The 25,191-nt window shown below is 62.4% G+C and carries 24 protein-coding genes; 5 read left to right on the top strand and 19 right to left on the bottom strand.

Going from position 1 to position 25,191, the window contains the following annotated elements; translation table 11 throughout:
- Positions 1-28: 28 nt before the first annotated feature.
- From TSA66_RS21810 to TSA66_RS21785, 6 genes are all read right to left on the bottom strand, one after another.
- Complete coding sequence (locus TSA66_RS21810; protein ID WP_052452512.1) at positions 29-487, bottom strand: cache domain-containing protein; 459 nt, start codon at positions 485-487, stop codon at positions 29-31.
- A gap of 185 nt (positions 488-672) precedes the next feature.
- On the bottom strand, positions 673-2,322 hold the full coding sequence (groL, locus tag TSA66_RS21805; RefSeq protein WP_040041506.1) for a chaperonin GroEL: 1,650 nt from the start codon (positions 2,320-2,322) through the stop codon (positions 673-675).
- A 38-nt stretch (positions 2,323-2,360) separates the two neighbouring features.
- On the bottom strand, positions 2,361-2,651 hold the full coding sequence (gene groES / locus TSA66_RS21800) for a co-chaperone GroES (protein ID WP_040041505.1): 291 nt from the start codon (positions 2,649-2,651) through the stop codon (positions 2,361-2,363).
- A 272-nt stretch (positions 2,652-2,923) separates the two neighbouring features.
- The gene (locus TSA66_RS21795) at positions 2,924-3,346 is read right to left on the bottom strand and encodes a VOC family protein (protein WP_040041504.1); all 423 of its coding nucleotides are present in this window, start codon (positions 3,344-3,346) and stop codon (positions 2,924-2,926) included.
- A gap of 154 nt (positions 3,347-3,500) precedes the next feature.
- Positions 3,501-3,920 carry an organic hydroperoxide resistance protein gene (locus tag TSA66_RS21790; RefSeq protein WP_040041503.1) on the bottom strand — a complete coding sequence of 140 codons (420 nt, stop codon included), beginning with the start codon at positions 3,918-3,920 and terminating at the stop codon, positions 3,501-3,503.
- Positions 3,921-4,030: 110 nt separating this feature from the next.
- Positions 4,031-4,486, bottom strand: coding sequence for a MarR family winged helix-turn-helix transcriptional regulator (locus tag TSA66_RS21785; protein ID WP_040041502.1), 456 nt, complete (start codon positions 4,484-4,486; stop codon positions 4,031-4,033).
- 141 nt (positions 4,487-4,627) lie between these two features.
- Between TSA66_RS21785 and dacB the strand changes: the two genes are divergently transcribed.
- The 3 genes from dacB to TSA66_RS21770 all read left to right on the top strand — a co-directional run bounded on the left by dacB (position 4,628) and on the right by TSA66_RS21770 (position 8,460).
- A complete protein-coding gene (gene dacB / locus TSA66_RS21780; RefSeq protein WP_332309951.1) occupies positions 4,628-5,977 on the top strand; it encodes a D-alanyl-D-alanine carboxypeptidase/D-alanyl-D-alanine endopeptidase in 1,350 nt (449 codons plus the stop codon).
- A gap of 129 nt (positions 5,978-6,106) precedes the next feature.
- Positions 6,107-7,345: a YjgN family protein gene (locus TSA66_RS21775; protein ID WP_052452511.1), complete on the top strand. Its 1,239-nt coding sequence runs from the start codon at positions 6,107-6,109 to the stop codon at positions 7,343-7,345.
- The gene (locus TSA66_RS21770) at positions 7,342-8,460 is read left to right on the top strand and encodes a M48 family metallopeptidase (protein WP_052452510.1); all 1,119 of its coding nucleotides are present in this window, start codon (positions 7,342-7,344) and stop codon (positions 8,458-8,460) included. Before TSA66_RS21775 ends, TSA66_RS21770 begins: the two co-directional genes overlap by 4 nt.
- Positions 8,461-8,475: 15 nt before the next feature.
- Here TSA66_RS21770 and TSA66_RS21765 read toward each other — a convergent pair whose 3' ends face one another.
- The 4 genes from TSA66_RS21765 to TSA66_RS21750 are packed head-to-tail and all read right to left on the bottom strand — an operon-like array spanning position 8,476 to position 11,293.
- Positions 8,476-8,976: a TPM domain-containing protein gene (locus TSA66_RS21765; protein WP_040041500.1), complete on the bottom strand. Its 501-nt coding sequence runs from the start codon at positions 8,974-8,976 to the stop codon at positions 8,476-8,478.
- On the bottom strand, positions 8,976-9,761 hold the full coding sequence (locus TSA66_RS21760; RefSeq protein ID WP_040041499.1) for a TPM domain-containing protein: 786 nt from the start codon (positions 9,759-9,761) through the stop codon (positions 8,976-8,978). The genes TSA66_RS21765 and TSA66_RS21760 overlap by 1 nt, the downstream gene beginning before the upstream one ends.
- A gap of 7 nt (positions 9,762-9,768) precedes the next feature.
- Positions 9,769-10,362: a LemA family protein gene (locus TSA66_RS21755; RefSeq protein ID WP_040041498.1), complete on the bottom strand. Its 594-nt coding sequence runs from the start codon at positions 10,360-10,362 to the stop codon at positions 9,769-9,771.
- Positions 10,363-10,399: 37 nt separating this feature from the next.
- Entirely contained in the window at positions 10,400-11,293 is an 894-nt protein-coding gene (locus tag TSA66_RS21750; RefSeq protein ID WP_040041497.1) for a DMT family transporter, read from the bottom strand.
- An 84-nt stretch (positions 11,294-11,377) separates the two neighbouring features.
- Between TSA66_RS21750 and pyrF the strand changes: the two genes are divergently transcribed.
- On the top strand, positions 11,378-12,205 hold the full coding sequence (pyrF, locus tag TSA66_RS21745; protein ID WP_040041496.1) for an orotidine-5'-phosphate decarboxylase: 828 nt from the start codon (positions 11,378-11,380) through the stop codon (positions 12,203-12,205).
- 20 nt (positions 12,206-12,225) lie between these two features.
- Here pyrF and TSA66_RS21740 read toward each other — a convergent pair whose 3' ends face one another.
- The 7 genes from TSA66_RS21740 to TSA66_RS21710 form a co-directional block, all read right to left on the bottom strand.
- Positions 12,226-12,723, bottom strand: a complete 498-nt coding sequence (locus TSA66_RS21740) for a CinA family protein (protein WP_040041495.1) — start codon at positions 12,721-12,723, stop codon at positions 12,226-12,228.
- A 45-nt stretch (positions 12,724-12,768) separates the two neighbouring features.
- Positions 12,769-16,422: a hydantoinase B/oxoprolinase family protein gene (locus tag TSA66_RS21735; RefSeq protein WP_052452509.1), complete on the bottom strand. Its 3,654-nt coding sequence runs from the start codon at positions 16,420-16,422 to the stop codon at positions 12,769-12,771.
- Positions 16,423-16,435: 13 nt separating this feature from the next.
- Positions 16,436-16,960, bottom strand: a complete 525-nt coding sequence (locus TSA66_RS21730) for a phosphatidylglycerophosphatase A family protein (RefSeq protein WP_040041494.1) — start codon at positions 16,958-16,960, stop codon at positions 16,436-16,438.
- A complete protein-coding gene (gene thiL, locus TSA66_RS21725; RefSeq protein WP_040041493.1) occupies positions 16,957-17,925 on the bottom strand; it encodes a thiamine-phosphate kinase in 969 nt (322 codons plus the stop codon). The genes TSA66_RS21730 and thiL overlap by 4 nt, the downstream gene beginning before the upstream one ends.
- Positions 17,926-17,976: 51 nt before the next feature.
- Entirely contained in the window at positions 17,977-19,158 is a 1,182-nt protein-coding gene (locus TSA66_RS21720) for an FAD-dependent oxidoreductase (protein WP_040041492.1), read from the bottom strand.
- 71 nt (positions 19,159-19,229) lie between these two features.
- Positions 19,230-19,394 carry a rubredoxin gene (locus TSA66_RS21715; RefSeq protein WP_040041491.1) on the bottom strand — a complete coding sequence of 55 codons (165 nt, stop codon included), beginning with the start codon at positions 19,392-19,394 and terminating at the stop codon, positions 19,230-19,232.
- A 40-nt stretch (positions 19,395-19,434) separates the two neighbouring features.
- A complete protein-coding gene (locus TSA66_RS21710) occupies positions 19,435-19,908 on the bottom strand; it encodes a rubrerythrin family protein (RefSeq protein WP_040041490.1) in 474 nt (157 codons plus the stop codon).
- 251 nt (positions 19,909-20,159) lie between these two features.
- On the opposite strand from TSA66_RS21710, the gene TSA66_RS21705 reads away from it, so the two are divergent.
- Positions 20,160-22,469, top strand: coding sequence for an NADP-dependent malic enzyme (locus TSA66_RS21705; RefSeq protein WP_040041489.1), 2,310 nt, complete (start codon positions 20,160-20,162; stop codon positions 22,467-22,469).
- Between the two features lie 66 nt (positions 22,470-22,535).
- Here TSA66_RS21705 and TSA66_RS21700 read toward each other — a convergent pair whose 3' ends face one another.
- Positions 22,536-23,465, bottom strand: coding sequence for a 5'-nucleotidase (locus TSA66_RS21700; protein WP_040041488.1), 930 nt, complete (start codon positions 23,463-23,465; stop codon positions 22,536-22,538).
- A gap of 170 nt (positions 23,466-23,635) precedes the next feature.
- Positions 23,636-25,114 (bottom strand): MocR-like pyridoxine biosynthesis transcription factor PdxR, encoded by a 1,479-nt coding sequence (gene pdxR, locus TSA66_RS21695; protein WP_040041487.1) that lies wholly within the window; start codon positions 25,112-25,114, stop codon positions 23,636-23,638.
- Positions 25,115-25,191: the final 77 nt, after the last annotated feature.

Raw genomic sequence — 25,191 nt, 5'->3', positions numbered from 1 at the left:
CCGCCTGCGCGGCGGCATGTGTGCATTATTATTTGTAGACGCCGACAGCAAATCCGTAGCCATCGGCCGGCTCCAGATACGTCGTTTTTGATTCGATTTGTTTTGTGACGGGATTGGGCCATTTATAGTCGACCCAGCCGCTCTTTTTGGCTTTCGTAAGCGCGATAAGCTCTTGCGCAAAAAGCTTCCCATCGGCATCTTTTAAGTTCGTCAGGTCTTTCCCGATAAGCTTTTCGTTGGCGCCATGCGCCATCATCATGCCGTTAGCATCGAGAATGTACACATACATGTCGCGGTCTACGAATTGTCCCGATTTGTTGCTGACCTCGGCAAAGGTCTTGTCCTTTCCATGCGTCTTGTAATAGGCAATGGCCTTTTGGGCGAGTGCCTTGGCTTCCTCTTTGGTCCCTTTATCCGCCGCGTTCGAAGTTGCCATGAGGCCAATGCTCAGGCATGCGCCGATAAAAAACGTGAAAATCTTCTTCATTGCTGTCTCCCGAAAAGTGATTGATCAAGCATTGACGACTCTAGCGCTTTTGTTGCTTCTAGGCAAGTCGTCATGCCTTTGACATCCCATCACACTATCTGCAGCGGCGGCAGATGCCGGCAAGCAGGAAAAGAAAAAGCCCGCCGAAGCGGGCTTTTTCATGGCGGGGAACCGCGAAAGGCAAATTACATCATGCCTTCCATGCCACCCATGCCGCCCATGCCGCCCATGCCGCCCATCGGAGCAGCCGGCTTGTCTTCGACCAGCTCGGCAACGGTGCAGTCGGTGGTCAGCATCAGGCCGGCGATCGACGCTGCGTTTTGCAGAGCCGAACGGGTGACCTTGGCCGGATCCAGCACGCCCATTTCGACCATGTCGCCGTAGGTGCCGTTGGCAGCGTTGTAACCGAAGTTACCCTTGCCTTCGATAACCTTGTTAACGACGACGGAAGCTTCTTCGCCGGCGTTGGTGACGATCATGCGCAGAGGCTCTTCCATGGCGCGCAGAACGATCTTGATGCCAGCATCTTGATCGGGGTTGTCGCCCTTCAGGCTCTGAACGTTGGCGCGAGCGCGCAGCAGGGCCACGCCGCCGCCAGGAACGATGCCTTCTTCAACGGCGGCACGGGTTGCGTGCAGCGCGTCTTCGACACGTGCCTTCTTCTCTTTCATTTCGACTTCGGTTGCAGCGCCAACCTTGATCACTGCAACGCCGCCTGCCAGCTTGGCAACGCGCTCTTGCAGCTTCTCGCGGTCGTAGTCGGAAGTCGCTTCTTCGATCTGCACGCGGATTTGCTTGACGCGTGCTTCGATCGCAGCAGCCTGGCCTGCGCCGTCGATGAGGGTGGTGTTTTCCTTGCCGATTTCGATGCGCTTGGCTTGGCCCAGGTCGTTCAGGGTTGCCTTGTCGAGGGTCAGGCCGACTTCTTCAGCGATGACTTGGCCGCCGGTCAGGATGGCGATGTCTTCCAGCATGGCCTTGCGACGGTCGCCGAAGCCCGGAGCCTTCACTGCGCAAGTCTTCAGGATGCCGCGGATGTTGTTGACCACCAGGGTTGCCAGTGCTTCGCCTTCGATGTCTTCAGCGATGATCAGGAGCGGACGGCTTGCCTTGGCAACTTGTTCCAGTACCGGCAGCAGGTCGCGGATGTTCGAAATCTTCTTGTCGAACAGCAGGACGAACGGGTTCTCCAGAATGGCAACTTGCTTGTCCGGGTTGTTGATGAAGTACGGGGACAGGTAGCCGCGGTCGAACTGCATGCCTTCGACGATTTCGAGTTCGTCGTTCAGGGACTTGCCGTCTTCCACGGTGATCACGCCTTCCTTGCCAACCTTTTCCATTGCTTCAGCGATGCGCTCGCCGATGGAAGCGTCGGAGTTCGCGGAGATCGCGCCGACTTGGGCGATTTCCTTGGACGTGGTGCAGGGCTTGGCGATCTTCTTCAGTTCGTCGACGGTGGTGTGCACTGCCTTGTCGATGCCGCGCTTCAGATCCATCGGGTTCATGCCGGCGGCAACGTACTTCATGCCTTCGCGCACGATTGCCTGGGCCAGCACGGTTGCGGTGGTGGTACCGTCACCGGCGTTGTCAGAGGTCTTGGAAGCAACTTCCTTGACCATCTGCGCGCCCATGTTCATCAGCTTGTCTTTCAGTTCGATCTCTTTAGCGACCGAAACGCCGTCCTTAGTGACGGTCGGGGCGCCGAAGGAACGCTCCAGCACAACGTTGCGGCCTTTCGGGCCGAGGGTGACTTTAACGGCGTTGGCGAGAATGTTGACGCCTTCGACCATCTTGGCACGAGCGGCATCGCCGAATACGACTTCTTTAGCTGCCATGTTCGAAACTCCTTATTTATTAAATAGGTCTATCTGTATTACTTCTGGACGATTGCCATGATGTCTTCTTCGCGCATCACCAGCACTTCTTCGCCTTCGACCTTGACGGTCTGGCCAGAATATTTGCCGAACAGCACGACGTCGCCGACTTTCACGTCCAGCGCGCGGACTTTGCCATCTTCCAGGATCTTGCCGTTACCGACGGCGAGCACTTTGCCTTGATCCGGCTTTTCCGCAGCTGCCTCCGGGAGAACGATGCCGGACGCAGTTTTGGTTTCCTGGTCGAGGCGCTTGACGATGACGCGATCGTGCAATGGACGAAGGTTCATACAAACTCCTTAATAATCAATAAGTTATGTTTATTGCGGCAGGGCCGCGGATGAGAAATTCGGAAAGCCAGGGAAGTTGTTAGCACTCTCCCCTAACGAGTGCTAAGTATATGGGCGGGGTAGGTTTTTTTCAAGACAAGGAGCGAAACGATTGTCTTTGCTCTAACAAATCTGGCATCGGCAAACCTTGTCGGCGATGCAAGGACCCGGCGGAGAGCCGCGCATGTGCAGGCGTGCCGGGCGACTGAAAGGCACGGGGCGTGCGCGAAAACTTATTTCGCGAAGAGCTGGCTCAGGTCGGCGAAACCCTTGATTTCGAAAGCATTGTTGCTTGGATCATAGAAGAACATGGTCGCCTGCTCTCCGACTTGGCCTTGGAATCGGATGTGGGGCTCGATGACGAAGGCGACACCGCGTTGGCGCAGGCGCTCGGCCAGCTCCTGCCATTGCTGCATAGGCAGCACGGCACCGAAATGCGGCACCGGAACATGCTTGCCATCGACCGAGTTTCCAGCCGCAGGGCGGGGCACCTCGGGCGCCAGGTGGGCGACGATCTGGTGGCCGTAAAAATCGAAGTCGATCCATTCATTGGAGCTGCGGCCTTCGGTGCAGCCGAGCACATCGCGGTAAAAGCCGCGCGCGGCGGCCAGGTCATGGACCGGGAAGGCGAGGTGGAACGGGCAAGTGGCAGACATCGTGGCGTCCTGTCGAAGTCAACGAAGTGATCCGACCATTCTAGAGCGGTTGTTCTGTCGATGCAGGATGGGCTTCATGCCTACGCATGGCGCACGCCAAACAAAAAGGCCTCCGTTTTCATCCGGAGGCCTCTTCGTCGATTGCCGCTGGTGATCAGACCAGCGCTACGCCGACATTGATATTGCCGCGCGTTGCATTCGAGTAGGGGCAGACTTCGTGCGCCTTGTTGACCAGGGACTGAGCCGCTTCGTGATCCAGGCCGGGAATGCTCACGCGAAGGTCAGCGGAAAGGCCGAAGCCGCCATTGCCGTTCGGACCGATGCCAATGTCGGCGGTGACGGTTGCATCGGCCGGCAGTGCAACCTTGGCATGCATCGCGACGAACTTGAGCGCGGACAGGAAGCACGCGGAATAGCCGGCAGCGAACAATTGCTCAGGATTGGTGCCTTCGCCGCCCGGGCCGCCAAGTTCTTTCGGCGTGCTCAGTTTGGCGTCGAGCTTGTTGTCGCTGCTGACGGCGCGGCCTTCACGGCCGCCGGTTGCGGTTGCTTGTGCCTTGTACAGGATCTGCATGGTGTTCTCCTTTGGATGTGGGCGGATGATGTGCTTCCGGATTAAATATATCACGCAATTAAATTGTGTGCAATTTAACTAGCGGGCGAAAGGAATGAGCTGGATGGCGCTCAGTTGCCGTTGCTGCGGGTGAGGTCGTTGCGGATGGCCGACAGCTGCGCGCGCAGGTTTTCCAGCGCCTCGAGCGGCTGGCCGCTGGCGCATAGCACTTGGTGCGGAATGGATTGCGCTTTCTTCTTGAGGGCGCGGCCTTCCTTGGTCAGCGTGATTCTGACCTGGCGTTCGTCGGCTTCGTCGCGCGTGCGCGCAATCAGCGAGGAGGCTTCCAGTCGCTTGAGCAGCGGCGTGAGCGTGCCGGAATCGAGGAACAGCTTTTCGCCGATCGACTTCACCAGGACATCGTCCTGCTGCCACAAAACCAGCATCACCAGGTATTGCGGATAGGTAAGGCCGAGCTTGTCGAGAAACGGCTTGTAGGTTTTTGTCATCGCCAGCGACGCGGAATACAGTGCGAAGCAGAACTGGTTATCCAGCGCCAACGGGTCGGTTATGGAGGATTTGGACATGGATTTCTGGAGTCGGCGTGGGATAATCAATTAAATTGCGTGTGACATATTAATCATCGTATGCGAATTCTGGAAAGACTCCAAGCAGCATGTCTCTTATTCGCCCTGTGCATGCTTGCCGCTTGTACAACGGCGCAGGAGTTGCCTGTTCCGCTGGCTGATGCCTTCAAGCGCGCCGAAATTCCCATTACCGCCGCCGGGATCTATGTGCGCGAAGTCGGTAATGGCCCCAATGGCCCGGCGCTCATTGCATCCAATGCCAGCGCCTCCTTCAGCCCGGCGTCGACCATGAAGCTCGTCACCAGCGATGCAGCGCTGGAATTGCTTGGCCCGACCTTTACCTGGAAAACCCTGGCCTTCGCCGATGGCGCGCAGTCTGGCGACGTGCTGCATGGCGACCTGATCATCAAGGGCAGCGGCGACCCGAAGCTGGTGATGGAAAACTTCTGGTTGTTCCTGCGCCGGATACGCGCGCGCGGCATCCGCGAAATCCATGGCAACCTATTGCTGGACCGCAGCGTGTTCGAGCCGATTGTCTACGACCCGGCGGCATTCGACGCCGATCCCTTAAAACCGTACAACGTCGGCCCCGATGCATTGCTGCTCAACTTCAAGGCGATGACTTTTCGCTTCGCACCGGTCGAATCAAACCGAGCGGTCGCGGTATCGGTCGACCCGCCGGTCGATGCGTTCCCGCTCGTCGCGCCCCGGCTGACGAATGGCGCGTGCGGCGACTGGCGCCTCAGGCTGCAGCCGGTCATCGATGCCCGGGGCGCGCGCTTCCTGGGCGAATATCCAGCCTCGTGCGGCGAGCGCACCCTGTATGTGCATCCGTACCAGATGACGCATACGGAGTATTTCAATCTCGTGTTCCGCCGTCTCTGGGCCGAACTTGGCGGCACGTTCACGGGCGAGGTGCGCGATGGCTACGTGCCGCCGTCGGCGCGTCTGGTCGCGCAGTGGGAGTCGGCGCCGCTGTCGGAGATCATCCGCGACATCAATAAATACAGCAACAATGTCATGGCGCGCCAGGTGCTGCTGACCATCGCCAGCCATCAGCTGAACCTGCCTGCCAGCCAGGAACGCGGCGCAGCCGTCGTCAAGACCTGGATGGCACGCAAGGGCATCGCCGCGCCCGAACTCATCATCGAGAACGGCTCCGGTTTGTCGCGCTCCGAGCGCATTTCGGCCGCAACCATGGGTAACTTGCTGGGCGCCGCATTTCAGGCGCCGACCATGCCGGAATTTATCGCATCGATGCCGCTGGTCGGCTACGACGGCACCATGCGCCAGCGACTCAATGCGCAAGGCGTCGCCGGCCACGCGCACATCAAGACCGGCATGCTTACCGATGTGCGGGCCGTCGCCGGTTACGTGCTGGCTGCCTCCGGCAAGCGCTACGCGGTGGTATGCATCATCAACCATCCGAATGCCATGCGCGGTCCGGAGGTGCAGGACATGCTGCTGCAATGGGTGTACGAGCATGGATAGATGAATGCCTCCAAAGACATGAATATGTGATGTTTCCCTCCGGTCATTATGATTACAATGTGCCGCCCGGCAAGACAACAAAACGAGCGCCGGCACCGCAAATAACCATAATGCACACAGGGGGAATCAATGGCGGAAGCGACCATCGATGCCTATGCCCGCAGCACGCCGGCGGGACGGGCGGAGCCGACGCTGCGGCCGCCAGCTGCAGCCGCGCGAGGTGACGCGGCCCGGGCTGGCACGGAGCAGGACGAGGCCTTGCGGTTCAGCTTTACCGGCAGCGGTTCCGAGTACTTCCGCATCTGGGTCGTCAATCTTCTGCTGACGATCCTGACCCTGGGTGTGTATTCCGCCTGGGCCAAGGTCAGGCGCCTGCAGTACTTCTATCGCAATACCCGCCTCGACAGTTCCATTTTCGACTACCACGGCAACCCGAAGGCGATCCTGAAGGGGCGCATCCTGGCGCTGGTGCTGCTGGCCGCATACAAGATTTCATTCGATGTTGCCAAGCCGGTCGCGCTGCTGGTGGTGCTGGTCCTGGCAGCCGTCATGCCCTGGCTGCTGGCGCGCGCGTTCCGCTTCAAGATGGCCAATTCCAGCTATCGCGGGCTGCGCTTCCATTTTCGCGGTACCGTCGCGCAGGCCTACCGCATGCTGATCCTGTTTCCGATCGTGCTGGCCATTATCGGCGTGTTCGTGTGGAGCCTGGTCACCTCGTTCTCGCGCAATCCCGGCCTCGGCACGCTGCTGGTCGTCGGACTGCTGCCGCTACTGGCGCTGGGCGCGACCGTGCCACTGACGCATTACCTGCTCAAGCGCTACCAGCACGACAATACCGATTTCGGCCAGGCGCCGTTCTTTTTCCACGCGCGCCCGACCGATTTCTTCAAGATCTATGGCAAGGCGGTCGGGTTCTTTTTCCTCGGGTCGGTGCCGGCTGCCGTGTTCGCCTTCCTCACCATGGACCTGTACAAGATCCTGCTCGACACGATCTTCGGCTGGCTGTTCCAGCTGCTGTACGGCTTGATGAGCGCCTATGCGTTCTACCTGTTCGTGCGTACCTATCTGGAGAGCCGCATCCAGAACCTGGTATGGAACCACACCGAACTCGGCGAACACCGTTTCGAGAGCAAGGTCAGTGCACGCAAGCTGTTGTGGATACACGCCAGCAACCTCATGCTGATCACCCTGACCTTCGGCCTGTACAAGCCGTTCGCCGTGGTGCGCCTGGCCCGCTACCGGATCGAGAGCATGGCACTGGTTCCCTCTGGCAGCCTGGAGGATTTCCTGTCTGACCAGACGGTGGATAATGCCGGCGCCATCGGGCAGGAAGCCGGCGACCTGTTCGACATCGACATCGCCTTATGATCAACGCCACCTATTTCGACGGACAGAGTTCGCGCCGGCAGCCGGTCGAACTGCTGATCCACAAACGGATCGTCGCCATCATCGGGCCCGAGGTGCGGCGCTCGGTGCGGCTGTCCAAGATCGACGTTTCCGAGCCGCTGGAACATGCACCGCGCATTTTGCGGCTGCCCGGCGGCGGCTTTGTCGAAAGCAGCGATCCCGGCCTGGACCGGCTGTTGCGCAAGAACGGTTACCGCGAGCCGCGCGTAGTGGCATGGCAGCGCAACTGGCCGCTGTCGCTGCTGTCGCTGGTGTCGCTTCTGGCGGTGCTGGTCGCCGGCTACCAGTGGGGATTGCCGTGGGCGGCCGACACGGTCGCGCAGCATTTGCCCGCCTCGATCGAAAAGAAGATCGGCGACGGCGAGTGGCGGGTGATCGACAACGTCTACATGGAAGCGTCCCGGCTGGACGAGGCGGAACAGGAGCGCTTGCGCAAGATGTTTGCGGCGTTGCGCCAGCCGCGCGGGGAAAAGACGCCATACCGGCTTGAATTCCGATACAGCAAGGTCGGCCCGAATGCCTTCGCCCTGCCAAACGGGGTGATCGTGCTGACCGATCAACTGGTCACGCTGGCGCAGGACGATGCCGCCGTCATGGGCGTGCTCGGCCATGAACTCGGCCACGTGCAGCGGCGTCACTCGCTGCGCCGGCTGCTGCAGGCGGTCGGCGTCGGCATGGCGGTCAACCTGGTGATCGGCGACGTGTCCAGCGCGTTGGCGACGATGCCGACGTTCTTGCTCGATCAAAAGTACTCGCGCGATTTCGAGCGCGAATCGGACCAGTATGCGATCGACATGATGCACGCGAATGGCGTGCCGTTGTCGCCGATGGCGCACCTGTTCGAAAAAATGGCGGACGAGCGGGAACGCGCACAGCCTGCCGATGCCCGTCAGTCGAGCGCGCAGCAAGACGACGATGAAGATGAGGACGAGGGCGAGGGCGAGGAGGAACAGCCCGACGTCGGCCGCCGTCCGCACAAGCCTGCTCCAGGCACCAGGCGTGCCGACTATCTCAGCTCGCATCCGAGCGATGCCGAGCGTATTGCCCGGCTGAGGGCCGCGGATGCGAAACCCTAGCGGCCTGCTACTGCGTCAGAGCACCACCGGCTTGTTCGCCAGCTCGTTGGTGCGCGAGCCGTCGTCGGGATAGCGGTCCTGCAGCAGCCGGTTGAGCTGATCGAGCGCTGCGACGACGCTGTCGTGGAATACGCCGTGCGCAAAGCCGTGCGTCATCGTGCGGCACACCGCCTGCCACTCGGCCGCGGAAATGGCGCGGCCAACGCCACGGTCGGCCACGATCTCGACCTTGTGGTCGGCTAGATTCACGTACACCAGCACGCCGCAGTTTTCTTCGGTGTCCCAGATGCGGTAGTGCGCGAACAATTCACGGGCGCGTTCGCGCGAAGACATATGCTGCAGCACGGCCTGCAGGCTAAGCGCCGGTTCCACGATTACGCGCACCTCGGCGCGGTGCCGGGTTTCCCCGTCGGCAATGGTCTGATCGATCGCCTTCAGAGTCGCAGGCGGGAAGGCGCGCCGGCCCGCCGCGCTGGTCGTGCTCAGGTGCTGCCACAGGCGCGATAGCATTTTCATTACCAGTCCCCCGATGCGCCACCGCCGTCAGCGCTGCCGCCGCCACCGGAAAATCCGCCCGGCGAGCCGCCGGATCCGCCGCCCCAGCCTCCGAAGCCGCCATAGCCGCTGCCGCCGCCCAGGATGATGCCGGGGGCGCGGCCCCAGCCGCGCTGATGCATGTAACGGCGCGAGCGGCCCCGCGACAGCAGCAGGAACAGGATCATGAAGATGAAAAACAGCGCCAGCGGGAAGGAATCCGACTCCTCATCCTGTGCGGCGTTTTTGCCTTGTGGGGCGGGATATTTTTCCTGGTCGAGCAGGGCGCTGATGGCGGATACGCCCGCGACCAGGCCGCCATAGAAATCGTTTTGGCGGAAGTGCGGTGCTATCACATCCTGCAGGATGCGCTTGGACTGCGCATCGGTGAGCACTCCTTGCACACCGCGTCCGGCTTCGATGCGCAGCCGCCGCAGGGCGGGCGGATTGTCTTTCGCGACCAGCAGCAGCACGCCGTCATCGACGCCCTTGCGCCCGAGTTTCCACTCGTCGAACACGCGGATGCCGTACTGCTCGATCGCCTCCGGTTCGGTCTTGCTCACCACCAGGATCGCGATCTGGCTGCCGGTGCGCTCTTCGTACTCCTTGAGCACGTTTTCCAGCGCATCGCGCTGCTGCGCAGTGAGCATGCCGGCCTGGTCGGTCACGCGCGTCTTCAGGGGCGGCACCGGCACGAACTCCTGCGCGCTTGCCGCCGTCAGCAGCAGCGCCAGGGCCATGCCCAGCAGGATGCGCAGGGTGGTCATGACAGGCCTATTTTCCGAAATTTACCGCTGGCGCATTCGAGATCGCCTTTTCGTCTTCCACCATGAACGACGGCTTGACTTCGTAGTGGAACATCATCGCCGTCAGGTTGGTCGGGAAGCTGCGCGCCAGCGTGTTGTATTCGCGCACCGCCTGGATGTAGCGCTGGCGGGCGACGGTAATCCGGTTTTCGGTGCCTTCCAGCTGCGACTGCAGGTCGCGGAAACTGGCGTCGGCCTTCAGGTTCGGATAGTTTTCCGATACCGCCATCAGGCGTGACAAGGCCGACGACAGTTCGCCCTGCGCCTGCTGGAACTTGCGGAACGCTTCCGGATTGTTCAGCACTTCCGGCGTGACCTGGATGCTGGTTGCGGCCGCGCGCGCCCGCGTCACCGCTTCCAGCGTGTCGCGCTCGTGCGATGCGTAGCCTTTGACGGTATTGACCAAGTTCGGGATCAGGTCGGCGCGGCGCTTGTACTGGTTCACCACTTCGCTCCACGCCGCCTTGACCGCTTCATCCTTGGACTGGAACTCGTTATAGCCGCAGGCAGAGAGCAGCGACACGGTCCAGGCGATGGCAAGCCATTTGAACCAGGTTTTCATGAGCTTTCCTTTGTTAAATATTAGTCTGGAAATACTGTCATTTATGTATGGGGGGATTACGTGGTTTCAACAGCACGGTGCTCATTGCAACCAGGATCAGCGCCATCGCCGCATAGTCCGGCCAGTGCGGCGTTTCGCCCAGCAGCCAGGCGCCGGAAAACACGCCGAGCACCGGAATCATCATGACCGACAGGCTGGAGGCGATCGGCGGCAAGGTGCGTGCCAGCTTGAACCAGACGGTGTGGGCAAAGCCGAAAATGATGGCCGCGTTGTACAGCATGGCCAGCAGCGTGGCGCGGTCGGGCAGGTGCCAGCGCGCGCTTTCGAACACGGCCGACACCAGGGTCATCGCGATCGCGGCCAGGCTCAACATCCAGAACGTCAGCGAGATGGTCGGCATGACGATCGACGAGCGCTTCAGCAAGACCGTGCCGAAACCCCAGGCAGCGGCGGCAATCAGCGCCAGGATGCTGCCCAGCGGATTGCCGGCAAGGGTGGCGAATTCGCTCGACATCAGCAGCACGGCACCGGCCAGTGCGCAGCCGATGCCGAACCAGGCCGCGCGCGTCGGACGGTCGCCGAAGAACAGCAGGCCGCTCAACAGCGCCCATACCGGCATCGTATAGCCGAGGATGGCGGCGCGTCCGGACGAGAGCATCTTTACGCCAAGAATGATGAACACATGCCAGACCAGCATGTTCGGGATCGCCAGCTTGATGACTTCGCGCAGCTGGCCGCGCGGAATGGCGAGTGACGCGCCCTGCATGCGCGCTGCGAGCCAGATCACGGGCAGCCCGCCGATCATGCTTATCGTGCGAAAACTCACCGGCGGAAAATCGCGCACGCCGATTTTCATGACCGGCCAGTTGATGCCCCAGCAAAGGGTCAGCAGGATAAGCAGAATCCAATCCTTGCGCGAAAGCGATGTCATGCAAAATGTCCATGGTCGATATCAGGTTCGCACGATAGCACGGCAAGTTACAATGCGCATTGTTAGGAATTTCTGGATTTCGCCGTGACTTTCATCAAAAAACTATCCGCCGCCTGGTCGGCAAACAATTCCCTGCTGTGCGTCGGCCTGGACCCGGATATCGCGAAGTTTCCCGGTCAGTTGCAGGGCAAGCCGGACGCGATCTTTGCGTTTTGCAAGGCGATCATCGACGCGACGGCTGATACCGCCTGCGCCTTCAAGCCGCAGATTGCCTATTTCGCCGCCTTGCGTGCGGAAGAGCAGCTCGAAGCGATTTGCGCCTACCTGCGCGTCACCTATCCGCAAATCCCGATCGTGCTGGATGCCAAGCGCGGCGATATCGGCGCCACCGCCGAGCAGTATGCGCGCGAAGCGTTCGAGCGCTATGGTGCCGACGCGGTGACGGTCAATCCCTATATGGGGTACGACTCGGTCGCGCCTTACCTGGAATGGAAAGACCGCGGCGTGATCATCCTGTGCCGCACCTCGAACCCGGGTGGCTCCGACTTGCAATTCCTCGACGCCGGCGGCAAGCCGGTCTACCAGCATGTAGCACAACTGGTGGCGGACAAGTGGAATACCAATGGCCAATGCGGCCTCGTGGTTGGAGCAACCTTCCCGAACGAGCTGGCGCAGGTGCGCAGGATCGTCGGCGACATGCCGCTGCTGGTACCGGGCATCGGCGCGCAGGGCGGCGATATCGAGGCGACGGTCAATGCCGGCAAGACCGCCAACGGGACTGGCATGATGATCAATTCTTCGCGCGCGATCCTGTACGCGAAGCCGGATGCCCAGGCCGGCGAGGATTTCGCCAAGGCTGCGCGCCGGGTGGCGCTGGAAACGCGCGATGCGATCAACCGTTTTCGCGGCTGACAGGAAATATTGCCGGAGCTTTAGTATTGCTCGATGAAGCGCAGCAAGCCTTGCAGGGCGTGAGCAATGGTCTGCTGGCGCACCGCCTGGCGGTCCCCCTGGTAGACAAGGCGTTCGGTAAAGGTGTGCTGGTGGTTATTGCGTTCGATGGACCAGCCAAAGCAGACGGTGCCGACCGGCTTGCCGGGCACCGCGCCGCCGGGACCGGCGATGCCGGTGGTCGACAGGGCGACATGCGCGTTGCTGTTAGCTAGCGCGCCTTCCGCCATGGCGGCGGCAACTTCCTCGCTAACGGCGCCGAACTGCGCAAGCAGCGCCGCCGGCACATCCAGCAGCTCGGTCTTGGAGGCGTTGGAATAGGTAATGAAGCCACAATCGAACCATTCCGACGAGCCGGCGATCTCGGTGATCGATTGCGACACGCCGCCGCCGGTGCACGACTCGGCGGTGGCCAGCAGCAAGCCTTTTGCCTGAAGGGCGCGACCGACGCGCGCAGCCAGATCCATCATGTCGTTCATGTCTCCCGCCCTCCTTAATCAGTCGTACGCACCATTTTAGTCGTCCTACAATGTCATTCCATCTGCATTTGTCATGGGCTTGTCTAGGGGCACGCCAAAACCGCCGCCGCCTGGCGTTTCGATCACGAACACGTCGCCAGGTTGCATTTCAGTACTGGCGATAAACCCCAGCTCTTCCTGCCTGCCATCGGCGCGGATCACATAATTCCTGCCGCATTGCCCCGCTGCGCCACCGGCCATGCCAAACGGGGCGACGACACGGTTGTTGGAGAGAATCGACGCCGTCATCGGTTGCAGAAAGCGGATCTTGCGGATGCCGCCGTTGCCGCCGTGCCAATGCCCGCGGCCGCCCGAACCTGACCGGATTGCGTAGCTTTCCAGACGCACCGGAAAGCGCCATTCGAGCACTTCCGGATCGGTCAGGCGCGAGTTGGTCATGTGCGTCTGCACCACGTCGGTGCCGTCGAAACCATCGCCGGCGCCGGAGCCGCCCGCGATGGTTTCGTAATACTGGTAACGCTCGTTGCCGAAGGTGAAGTTGTTCATCGTGCCCGGCGCCGAAGCAAGCATGCCGAGCGCGCCGTACAGCGCATTGGTGATGCAGCTCGACGTTTCGACGTTGCCCGATACGACCGCCGCCGGCATGCGCGGGTTCAGCATCGAGCCTGGCGGGATGATGATGTCGAGCGGCTTGAGGCAGCCGGCATTGAGCGGGATGTCGTCATCGACCAGCGTGCGGAACACGTACAGCACGGCGGCGGTGCAGATGGCGCTCGGCGCGTTGAAGTTGTTGTCCAGCTGCGCCGAAGTGCCGGTGAAATCGATGACGGCGCTGCGCGTTCGTCGTTCGACGCGGATCGCCACCTTGACGCACGCGCCGTTGTCGAGCCGGTATTCGTAGCTGCCGTCGGCAAGCGCACTGATGACGCGGCGTACCGCTTCTTCGGCGTTATCCTGGACATGCCGCATGTAGGCCTGCACCACATCCAGCCCGAAGTGGCCGACCATCTTCAGCAATTCCTCCGCGCCTTTCTGGTTGGCGGCGATTTGCGCGCGCAAGTCGGCCAGGTTCTGGCTGATGTTACGGCAGGGGTATTTGCCGGAAGAGAGCAGGGCAATGGCTTCCTGCTCGCGCAGGCGCCCGCCTTGCACCAGCAGGAAATTGTCGATCAACACGCCTTCTTCCTCGACCGTGGTGCTGGCCGGCGGCATCGAACCCGGTGTGATGCCGCCGATATCGGCTTGGTGGCCGCGCGAGCCGACGTAAAACAGGATGCGGCTGCCGGCCGCATCGAACACTGGTGTGATCACCGTCACGTCCGGCAGGTGGGTGCCACCGTGGTACGGATCGTTGAGCATGTACACGTCGCCCGGCTGCATCTTGCCGGCGTTGGCGCGCATGACGGTCTTGATGCTTTCACCCATCGAGCCGAGATGCACCGGAATATGCGGCGCATTGGCGATCAGATTGCCGTGCGCGTCGAACAGCGCGCACGAAAAATCCAGCCGCTCCTTGATATTGACCGAGAACGCCGTATTCTGCAGCCGCAGGCCCATCTGCTCGGCGATGCTCATGAAGAGGTTGTTGAATACTTCCAGCATCACGGGATCGGCGCCGGTGCCGATGGCTTGACGTTTCTGGCGCGTATGCACGCGCGTCATGACCAGGTCGTTCAATGCAGTGACTTCGGCGGCCCAGCCGGGCTCGGCCACGGTTGTTGCGTTCATTTCGGCGATGATCGCCGGACCGCGCACGACGTCGCCCGGCCGCATCTCTTCGCGCCGATACAATGCGGCGTCATGCCATTGCCCGCCCGAGAAAAGCCGCACCGTTTGCGCTGCCTGCAGCGGGCCCGCGCGCGGCGGCAGGCTCTCTGCGCCAGTCGGGGCATCTTCGCAGGCGCCGATGGCTTCGACGGAAATCGCTTCGATCACCAGGGTTTTTCCCGGCATCAGGAATGCATAGCGTTTCCGGTAAGCGGACTCGAACTGGACAGTCATGTCGGGCATCGATGAAAACGGCAGCACGATGGCGGAATCGGTGCCCTGATAACGCAGGTGCACGCGTTCGACCACGCCGATGCGTTCCTGCGGCACGCCCTGCGCAGCGAGATCGTCCCGCACCAGATCGGCCAGCGCCCGCAGTTTTTCCTGCAGCAGCGGCATGGCCGATGGCTCCAGCGGGATTTCCAGCGTCTGTTCGCGCATTGCCGTCTGGTCCGCCAGCCCCATGCCGTAGGCCGACAGCACGCCGGCCAGCGGATGGGCGAAGATGCGCGTGATGCCGAGCGCATCGGCCACCAGGCACGCGTGTTGGCCGCCGGCGCCGCCGAAGGTGTTGAGCGTGTATTCGGTGACGTCGTGTCCGCGCTGCACCGAGATGAACTTGATCGCATTGGCCATGTTGCCGACCGCGATGTCGATGAATCCTTCGGCCACCTGTTCGGGCGTGCTGCGCTTGCCGGTCGCGCGATGGATGTCCTCGGCCAGTTCGGCGAATTTGTGCGCGACGATGTCGCGGTCGAGCGGCTGGTCGCCCTGCGGGCCGAAGACGGCGGGGAAGTAGGCCGGCTGGATTTTCCCGAGCATGACGTTGGCGTCGGTGAGCGCGAGATTTCCGCCGCGCCGGTAACTGGCCGGGCCGGGATTGGCGCCGGCGCTGTTCGGGCCGACGCGATAGCGCGTGCCGTCGAAATGCAGCAGCGAGCCGCCGCCGGCGGCGACGGTGTGGATGCTCATCATCGGCGCGCGCAGCCGCACGCCCGCCACCTGGGTGTCGAACTCGCGTTCGAATGCGCCGGCGTAATGCGACACGTCGGTCGATGTGCCGCCCATGTCGAATCCGATAATCTTGTCGAAGCCGGCGCGTCTTGCGGTGCGCACCATACCGACGATGCCGCCGGCAGGTCCCGACAGAATCGAATCCTTGCCCTGGAAGCGGTGGGCGTCGGTGAGGCCGCCGTTGCTCTGCATGAACAGCAGGCGGACGCCGTGCATCTGTGCCGCGACCTGGTCGACATAGCGGCGCAGGATGGGCGACAGGTATGCGTCGGCGACCGTGGTATCCCCACGCGATACCAGCTTCATCAGCGGGCTGACTTCGTGCGATACCGAAATCTGGGTGAAGCCGAGCTCCCGCGCAATGCGCTCGATGGCTGCTTCATGCTGGGTGAAGCGGTAGCCGTGCATCAGTACCACCGCCACCGCGCGGTAACCCCGCGCATGCATCGCGTCGAGGTCGCGCCTGACTTGCGCCTCGTCGAGCGGCGCGACGATGTCTCCCTGCGCGCCGATGCGCTCGTCGGCTTCCACCACCTGTTCGTACAGCAGGTCGGGCAGCACGATATGGCGGTCAAACAGGCGCGGGCGGTTTTGGTACGCGATGCGCAGTGCGTCGCGAAAACCCCGGGTAATGACCAGCACGGTCGGCTCGCCCTTGCGCTCCAGCAGGGCATTGGTGGCTACCGTGGTGCCCATCTTGACGGCGTCGACCAGGTGGGAGGGGATGGCTGCGGCCGGATCGAGCCCGAGCAGATGCCGGATGCCGGCAACGGCGGCGTCGGCGTAGCGGCCCGGATTTTCGGACAACAGCTTGTGCGTCAGCAGCGTACCATCCGGGCGGCGCGCGACGATGTCGGTAAAGGTGCCGCCGCGGTCGATCCAGAACTGCCAGCGATCGTCCTGCCGCGACGCATTCATTGTTCGCTCTCGGTCAGATGGCGCGCCACACGGCGAACACCAGCAGCGTGTAAAACGCGGCGAGGATGTCATCCCACATCACGCCGAAGCCGCCTTTCAGATGCCGGTCGAAATAGCGGATCGGGGCCGGCTTCACCATGTCGAAAAAGCGGAACCAGACAAAGGCCCACAGCTGGGTCTGGAAATCGGCCGGCATCAGGAGCAGCAGCACCAGCCAGAAGGCGATGATTTCATCCCACACCATGCTGCCATGATCGGCGATGCCAAGATCGCGCCCGGTGCGGTGACAAGCCCAGACGCCAATCACGAATCCCGCCGCGATGACGATCGCCCAGTGCAGCGGCGTGAACCATTGCGGCCAGCGCGCCGACAGGGCGTTGAACGCCAGCCAAGCGAACAGCGTTCCGGACGTGCCCGGAACGACAGGCGACAGGCCGCTGCCGAAGCCCTGCGCCAGCACATGGGCCGGGTGGGACAGCATGAAGCGCGCGTTCGGTTTGGTGACGTAGGCGGTCTGGCCGGGTTCCAGTGTGGTCATGGGGAGGCGAAGTGATCGAAAGAGGAGAGTTGCAGGTTCAGCGGTGCGCCGTTCGCGCCGACCAGGCGCAGGCCGGGAGCGGATTCGATGGTGCCGACGCGGGTGACGGCGATGCCGGCCGAGCGGGCGGCGTCAAGGATTTCGGCGCGCCGCTTCGCCGGTGCGGTAAAGCACAGTTCATAGTCGTCGCCGCCGGCCAGCGCGCAGCGCCGCCGCACATCCTGCGGTTGCATGGACAGCATCGGCCCGGCCGGCAAGGCGTCGGCGTCGAGCGTCGCGCCCACCCGCGAGCGCTGCAGGATATGGCCGAGGTCGCCCACCAGTCCGTCGGAAATGTCGATGGCCGCATGCGCCAGTCCGCATAGCGTCTGGCCGAGCGCAACGCGCGGCGTGGGCGCGTGCATACGCTGTGCTGCCGCTTCCAGCGCATCGGCGTCCAGCGCGAGTTCGTTGCGATAGCCTGCCAGCGCCAGGCGCGCATCGCCGAGCGTGCCGGAAATCCAGATATCGTCGCTAACCATCGCCCGGTCGCGCCGCAGCGCCTGGCCCGGCGCCACTTCACCGAACACGGTGATGCAGATATTGAGCGGCCCCTTGGTCGTGTCGCCGCCGATCAGTTCGCAACCGTGCGCATCGGCCAGCGCCAGCATGCCTTGCGAAAAGGGCGCCAGCCATTCGGCGCGGGAATCGGGCAAGGCCAGCGCCAGCGTGAACGCCAGCGGCTTGGCGCCCATGGCGGCGAGGTCGGAAAGATTTACCGCGAGACATTTATGACCGAGCCAAAACGGATCGGCGCCGGGAAAGAAATGCCGGCCCTCGACCAGCATATCGGTGGAGATGGCCAGCTGCATGCCGGGCGACGGCGCAATCAAGGCGCAATCGTCGCCCACGCTCAGTGCCACCCGGACGGTGTCGCGCGCAGGGCGGGTGAAATACTGCGCAATCAGGTCGAATTCGGACAACATGCCGCGATTGTACCGAATGGCGCAGCGCTTTATCAGCCTGTCAGGGGGATATCAGGCGGCCTGTTCCGCACGCTTGCCGAGTTCGCCGACCAGTTGCAGGCGCACGCCGGCGTCTTGGGGCGCCACGCCGAACCCCAGCATGATTCCCTGATGGTCATAAAAGCGGCAGATCGCCCGCGTCCCGTGCTGCGTCGTGTGCCATTCCCCGCCGGCCAGCGCCTGCGGCGGTGGCGGCACCAGCGCCAGCGGATAGCTGGGCGTCTTGACCACGACCGGCGCCGGCTTCAGGTCGATCGGCGCCGGCTGGCCGCCGATGGTGCGGGCAATAGCGCGCGCCGCAGCCATCAACGGTGCGATGTACGGCAGGACGCGCGAACCATCCGCGTCGCTGTATTCGGCGCAGTCGCCCAGCGCATAAATGCCGGGCGCGCTGGTTTGTCCATACGCATCGACTACGATGCCGCGCGCCGTCTTGAGGTCGGCGGCCTGCGCCAGCGTCAAGTCCGGACGCAGGCCGACGGCGGACAGCACAAGGTCGGCGTCAATGCTTGTGCCGTCGGCCAGCCACACGCGCAGCGCCTCGTTGTTCTGGTCGACGCGCGCGGCCGTCGTGCCGCCGTGGAAGGCCACGCCGCGCGCACGCAAGGCAGCGTGCAAGCCGCGCGACAGGGCAGGGGCGGCCAGCGCCGACAGCGGCAGGGCGTTCGGATCGATCAGCGTGGCCTGGTGGCCTGCACCGGCCAAGTCATCGGCGAACTCGCAGCCGATCAGGCCGGCGCCAAGGATCGCCACGCGCGCCGGCCGACCCAGGGCGGCGATCCGGTTGCGAAACAGCGCGTAATCGTCGACATGGTTGACCGACACCACCTGGTGCGCGGCATCGCCGGCCAGTGCGAGCCGGATCGGCTGCGCCCCCAGCGCTAGCACCAGCTGGTCATATTCGAAAGTGGCATTGCCTGCGGTAACGGTCTTGGCGACGGCGTCGATGTGGCCGATGCGCGTCCTGGTCAGGATGGTGGCACCGAGCGTGGCCGCCATCTGGGCGGCGCTCTGGGTGACCAGTTGCTGCGCCGCTTTGTTCTGCGCGAAGGCGTTCGACAGCATGGGCTTGGAATAGAAGCCGCCGTCGTCTGCCGTCATGAGGATGATGGGTGCGCTATTGCCGAGCTTGCGCAATTCGCGGGCCACGGTGTAGCCGGCCAGGCCGGTGCCGATGATGATGAGCGGCTTCATGTTTCTCCCTATTTGCGGGTCTCGTCCCCGCTTTTCGAGTCTCGCCCCCGCTTGCGGCGGGAGCGAAACGTTCAGATTTCGACCATCTCGAAGTCGGCTTTGGCCACGCCGCAATCCGGGCATTCCCATTCGGCGGGGATATCGTCCCATTTCGTGCCGGCTGCGATGCCGTCTTCCGGCATGCCGGCCGCCTCGTCGTACACGAATCCGCAAACGATGCATTGATAAGTTTTCATGGTGTTCCTCTCTGAATGAATGTCGGTTGGCCTGTCTGGCTTATTGCTGCGTGGCGGCCAGCACCTGGCGGTAATTGTTCGCATGACGTTCTTCCACCTTGGCCAGCGCGGCGAAGCGCTTGGCGGCGATTTCAAGCGTGCGGCGGAAGGCGTCGGCGTGCTCCTTCGATTCGGCGATCTGCTCGTCGAACTCGGCTACCGCCGCCTGATTGCCTTCTTCCACGGCCAGGTGGCGGAACTTCGGATACATCTCTGTATATTCGTAGGTTTCGCCTTCGATTGCGATTTCGAGCGCCTTGGCCGGCGTCAGCTTTGCCTTCGGATAAAGCAGGTCGAGGTGGCCGAAGGCATGCATGACTTCCTGCTCGGCGGTTTCTTCGAAAATCTTGGCGGCGTCATGGGCGCCGGCTTCACGCGCCACCTTGGCGAAGTAACGGTACTTGATATGCGCCATCGATTCGCCGGCGAATGCGGCTTCGAGGTTCTGGATGGTGACGGAATTCTGCTGTGCCATGGTTCACTCCTGAGGGATTCGTTAAAATCAATTGGTACGGAGTGAATAATAGGATCTGTTTATTGATTAATGAAATTAATTGTTTAAATTCAATTGATAGTTTTTATGTTTTTGCGCATTTTTGCTGTGGGCGCGCATCGAAAGAAGTGCTCCTGATCGCATGGCCGCTGTTAGGACAAATACGTATAAAGTAAGATTATTGGCTCTGATAAAATCGTACGTTTTCGCAATCCAAAAAGGAACGCCGCATCATGGAATCTCCTGATCGTAAAGAAGAAATTCGCCAGCAGTTGCGTCAAGCGGCGCTCGAATATCACGAATTCCCCATCCCCGGAAAAATCAGCGTTACCCCCACCAAGCAACTGACCAACCAGCGCGATCTGGCATTGGCATATTCTCCCGGCGTTGCGGCCGCCTGCGAGGAAATCGTTGTCGATCCAGCCAATGCATTCAAATACACCGCGCGCGGCAACCTGGTGGCGGTGATCACCAACGGCACCGCCGTGCTTGGGCTGGGCGCGATCGGCCCGCTGGCTGCCAAGCCGGTCATGGAAGGCAAGGGCGTGCTGTTCAAGAAATTCGCCGGCATCGACGTGTTCGATATCGAAGTCAACGAAACCGACCCGGACAAGCTGTGCGACGTGATCGCAGCCCTGGAGCCGACGTTCGGTGGCATCAACCTGGAAGACATCAAGGCGCCGGAGTGCTTCTACATCGAGCGCAAGCTGCGCGAACGCATGAAGATCCCGGTCTTCCACGACGACCAGCACGGCACGGCCATCATCGTCGGCGCGGCCATCCTCAACGGCCTGAAAGTCGTCAACAAGGACATCAAGAATTGCAAGCTGGTAGTGTCCGGCGCGGGTGCGGCGGCGCTGGCCTGCCTGGACCTGATCGTTGACCTCGGCTTCCCGATCGAGAACATCTATGTGACCGACCTGGCCGGCGTGGTGTACAAGGGCCGCACCGAACTGATGGACCCGGACAAGGCGCGCTTCGCGCAGGACACTGCCGCGCGCACGCTGTCGGACGTGATCCCCGGCGCTGACATCTTCCTCGGCCTGTCCGCCGGCGGCGTGTTGAAGCCGGAAATGGTCAAGCAGATGAATGCCAGGCCGCTGATCCTCGCGCTGGCCAACCCGACCCCGGAAATCCTGCCGGAAGAGGTGAAGGCGGTGCGCGACGACGCCGTGATCGCGACCGGCCGTTCCGACTATCCGAACCAGGTCAACAACGTCCTCTGTTTCCCGTACATCTTCCGTGGCGCGCTCGATTCCGGCGCGACCACCATCACGCGGGAAATGGAAATCGCGACGGTGCGTGCCATCGCCGAGCTGGCGCAGGTGGAGCAGTCCGACATCGTTGCCACCGCCTACGGCATCAGCAACCTGTCGTTCGGGCCTGAATATGTGATCCCGAAGCCGTTCGATCCGCGCCTGATGATGAAGATCGCGCCAGCCGTGGCCAAGGCGGCCGAGGAGTCGGGCGTGGCGAGCCGGCCGATCGCGGACATGCAGGCTTATACCGACAACCTGCAGCAATTCGTCTACCACAGCGGCAACTTCATGAAGCCGGTGTTCCAGATCGCGAAGAAAGCGCCGGCCGGCAAGAAGCGCATCGTGTTCGCCGAGGGCGAGGACGAGCGCGTGCTGCGCGCGGTGCAGGTGGTGATCGACGAGAAGCTGGCCAAGCCGATCCTGGTCGGCCGCCCCGCCGTGCTGGCGCAGCGCATCGAGAAATTCGGCTTGCGCATGCGCCCTGAAATCGATTTCGAAGTCGTCAATCCGGAATACGACGAGCGCTACCGCGAGTACTGGCAGGAATACCTGGCGATGACCCGCCGCAAGGGCGTCACCGAGCAGTGGGCGAAGCTGGAAATGCGCCGCCGCCATACACTGATCGGTTCGATGATCGTCCACAAGGGCAATGCCGACGGCATGATCTGCGGTACCTTCGGCACGGTGCCGCTGCACCTGCACTATGTCGACCAGGTCATCGGCCGGCGTGAAGGCGTCAATGTCTATGCGGCGATGAATGTGCTGATCCTGCCGGACCGCCAGATCGTGCTGGTCGATACGCACGTCAACGAGAATCCGACCGCGGAACAGCTGGCCGAGATCACCATCATGGCAGCGGAGGAAATGCGCCGCTTCGGCCTGCAGCCGCGCGCGGCCCTGCTGTCGCACTCGAACTTCGGCAGCAGCAACAGCGAGTCGGCCAAGAAGATGCGCGCTACGCTGGACCTGGTTCGCGAATTGGATCCGGAACTGGAAGTCGACGGCGAGATGCATGGGGACGCCGCGCTCAACCCGGAATTGCTGAAGCAGCTGATGCCGGATTCGCCGTTGAAGCGCGACGCCAACCTGCTGGTGCTGCCGAACATCGATGCCGCCAACATTTCGTACAATCTGTTGAAGACCGCCGCCGGCAACGGCATCGCGATCGGCCCGATCCTGCTCGGCTGCCGCAAGCCGGTGCATATCCTGACGGCGTCGGCCTCGGTGCGCCGGATCGTCAACATGACGGCGCTGTGCGTGATGGACTCGGTGGCACAACGCTGACCGGCACGCCCTTTGGCACGAAAGCCGCTCGCCCTGACGGGGAGCGGCTTTTTTTGCGCCCGGCCGTCAGGAGTGTCCGGGCGCGGCCGGCGGCACCTGCTTGAGCGGAACCAGCCCGGTCTGCACCAGCGGCGCGGCGCGGTCGCAGTGGCCCGGCTGGTCGTCGAAGAAGATATGCGGCTTGAAGGCGGCCAGTACGTCGGACTTGGCGACGCCGCCCATGAAGAAGGTTTCGTCGATTGCCACATCCCATGCGCGCAGCGTGCGGATGACGCGCTCGTGCGCCGGGGAAGAGCGCGCCGTGACCAGCGCGGTGCGGATCGGCGCCGACCGGCCGTCCGGCGACGTGAGGTTGTTCTGGATATAGGACAGCGCCTTCAGCAGGCGCGCAAATGGCCCTTCCGGCAACGGTTTCAGGGCATTTTCGCGCTCGTGGTTTTCAAAGGCTTCGATGCCTTGCGTCTGGAATATCTTTTCCGATTCATCGGAGAAAATCACCGCGTCACCGTCGAAGGCGATGCGGATCTGGTCCAGTTCTTCAAGCGCGTTTTCCGGCTTCTGGTAGAGGCGCGCGGCAGCCACGCCGGAATCGATTGCCGCCTGTACGTCGTCTTCGTGCAACGACAGGAACAGGCTGACGTTGAACGCTTTCAGGTAAGGCGCCAGGGACGAGCCACCCGATAGCACGGCGCGCGTGATATCGAGATCGTAATGCTTGATGGAATTGAAAATGCGCATCGACGTCTCGGACGAGTTGCGCGACATGATGACGACTTCGACAAAGCGCCGGTTGTGAGTCAGCACATTAAGCTTGAGCAATGCGCGCACCAGTGCGAAACCGGCGCCCAGTTTCAGGATTTCGTTTTCATTTTCGATCTGGTGCCGGCGGTAGGCTTCCAGGCCCTGGGTGCGGAAGATCGCTTCCTCCGCCTCCAGATCGAACAGGGCGCGGGACGAGATGCCGACGACGAGCAGGTTATCGAGGGAGACGGGCATGGAAGCTATTCGCACGGAAATGGAGCGGCGCGGATGCGGCGCTTCGCTGCATTATATACAGATGGAGTATCTCGAATATCGCCGCCAAACATGATAGGCGCGCTTCATCGGGCGCGGTTATTGATCCGGGAATCGTTCATCGCGCAGCACAAGAGGACGCCCGTCGCGCATCACAAGTGGCGGCGGATGATGCCGGCCAGACGATCGAAGGTCGGACCGACCATCTCGCTTGGCACGCATGCGTATCCCAGAATGAGACCGGGCTTTGCGCGCGACGGTTTCATGTAATAGCCCGACAGCGGCCGCACGATGATGCCTTGCTCCTGCGCCTGGCGGCACACCGCGGCGTCGTCGCAACGCTCGGGCAGCAGCAACGCCAGATGCAGTCCCGCGTCGTCGCCGGAAATGGCCAGCGCATCGCCGAAGTTGCGGCTGATCGCTTCCCGCAGCAGTTGCTGGCGCTCCGCATACAGTACGCGCATGCGGCGGATGTGCGATGCAAAATGCCCTTCCACCATGAAGTCCGCCAGCACCGCCTGCGTAAATAACTGTCCGCAGCGGTAGAGGTCCGACAGTCCGGTCGCGAACGCGTCGGCCAGCGCCAGCGGCACGACCACGAAGCCAACGCGCAGGCCCGGGAACAGCGTCTTGCTGAACGAGCCGAAATACAGGACGCGATCGTGCGTATCCATGCCCTGCAGCGACGCCAGCGGACGGCTGGCATAGCGGAATTCGCTGTCGTAATCGTCCTCCATGATCCAGACGTTGTGCATGTCGGCGTATTCCAGCAGCATGCGCCGGCGCGACAGGCTCATCACCTGCCCCAGCGGGTACTGGTGGGACGGCGTGACGAAAATGAAGCGCGGCGGGTGGCGCAGGTCCGAATTGCGCGGGCTGATGCCCTCCGCATCGACCGCGATCGGCACCGGCTTCAGGTTCAGCGAGGTCAGCACGTTACGCGTGCCCCAGTAGCAGGGATCTTCCACCCAGGCGCGGTCGCCGACATCGGCCAGCAGCTTGGAGGCGAGGTCGATCGACTGGTGGATGCCGGAGGTGACGATGACTTGTTCGGCGCTGCAATTGACCGAACGCGCGACGCGCAGGTATTCGGCGATCGCCTCGCGCAGCGGCGCATGGCCGCCGCCGTGCCCATAGGTCAGCAGCTCGGAGCGCGAGCGCCGCCAGTACTTGTTCTGCAGGCGGCTCCACACCTTGTTCGGAAACGCGGTCACATCCGGCACGCCCGGCATGAATGCGCCCCATTGGAACTTGTAGGCGCCAGCATGCTTGACCAGTTGCGCTCCGCGCTCCGAGAGGCCGAGGCTGCCGGCCTGCATCGGGCGCAGGGAGTTGCTCGCGGCCACTTCCGGGATTTGGTCCGGCACGGTGTCGGCGACAAAGGTGCCCGCTCCCGCGCGCGTTTCCAGGTAGCCTTCGGCCATCAGTTGTTCGTACGCGTAGGTGACGGTGTTGCGGGCGATGCTCAGTTCGCGCGCCAGGTCGCGCGAGGAAGGCAGCTGCAGACCGACCGGCATCACATGGGTCAGGATGGCTTCGCGGATCACCTGGTACAGCTGCCGGTTGACCGGCTTGCCGCAGCTGCGGTCGATGCGTTGAAGCAGGAAATCGGAGAGGGCAGCGACCCGCAAAGTGGCTCCATCGAATAATTCAAAGTGGATCTACATTGTAGCGCCAAAGCGGCCTTAGTATCTGCTCCACAACATAT

Origin of the sequence: Noviherbaspirillum autotrophicum (assembly GCF_000818395.1) — a bacterium.
Taxonomy (GTDB): domain Bacteria; phylum Pseudomonadota; class Gammaproteobacteria; order Burkholderiales; family Burkholderiaceae_D; genus Noviherbaspirillum; species Noviherbaspirillum autotrophicum.
Note: the sequence above shows the minus strand (reverse complement) of the source record. Positions and strands in the feature narration are given on the sequence as shown.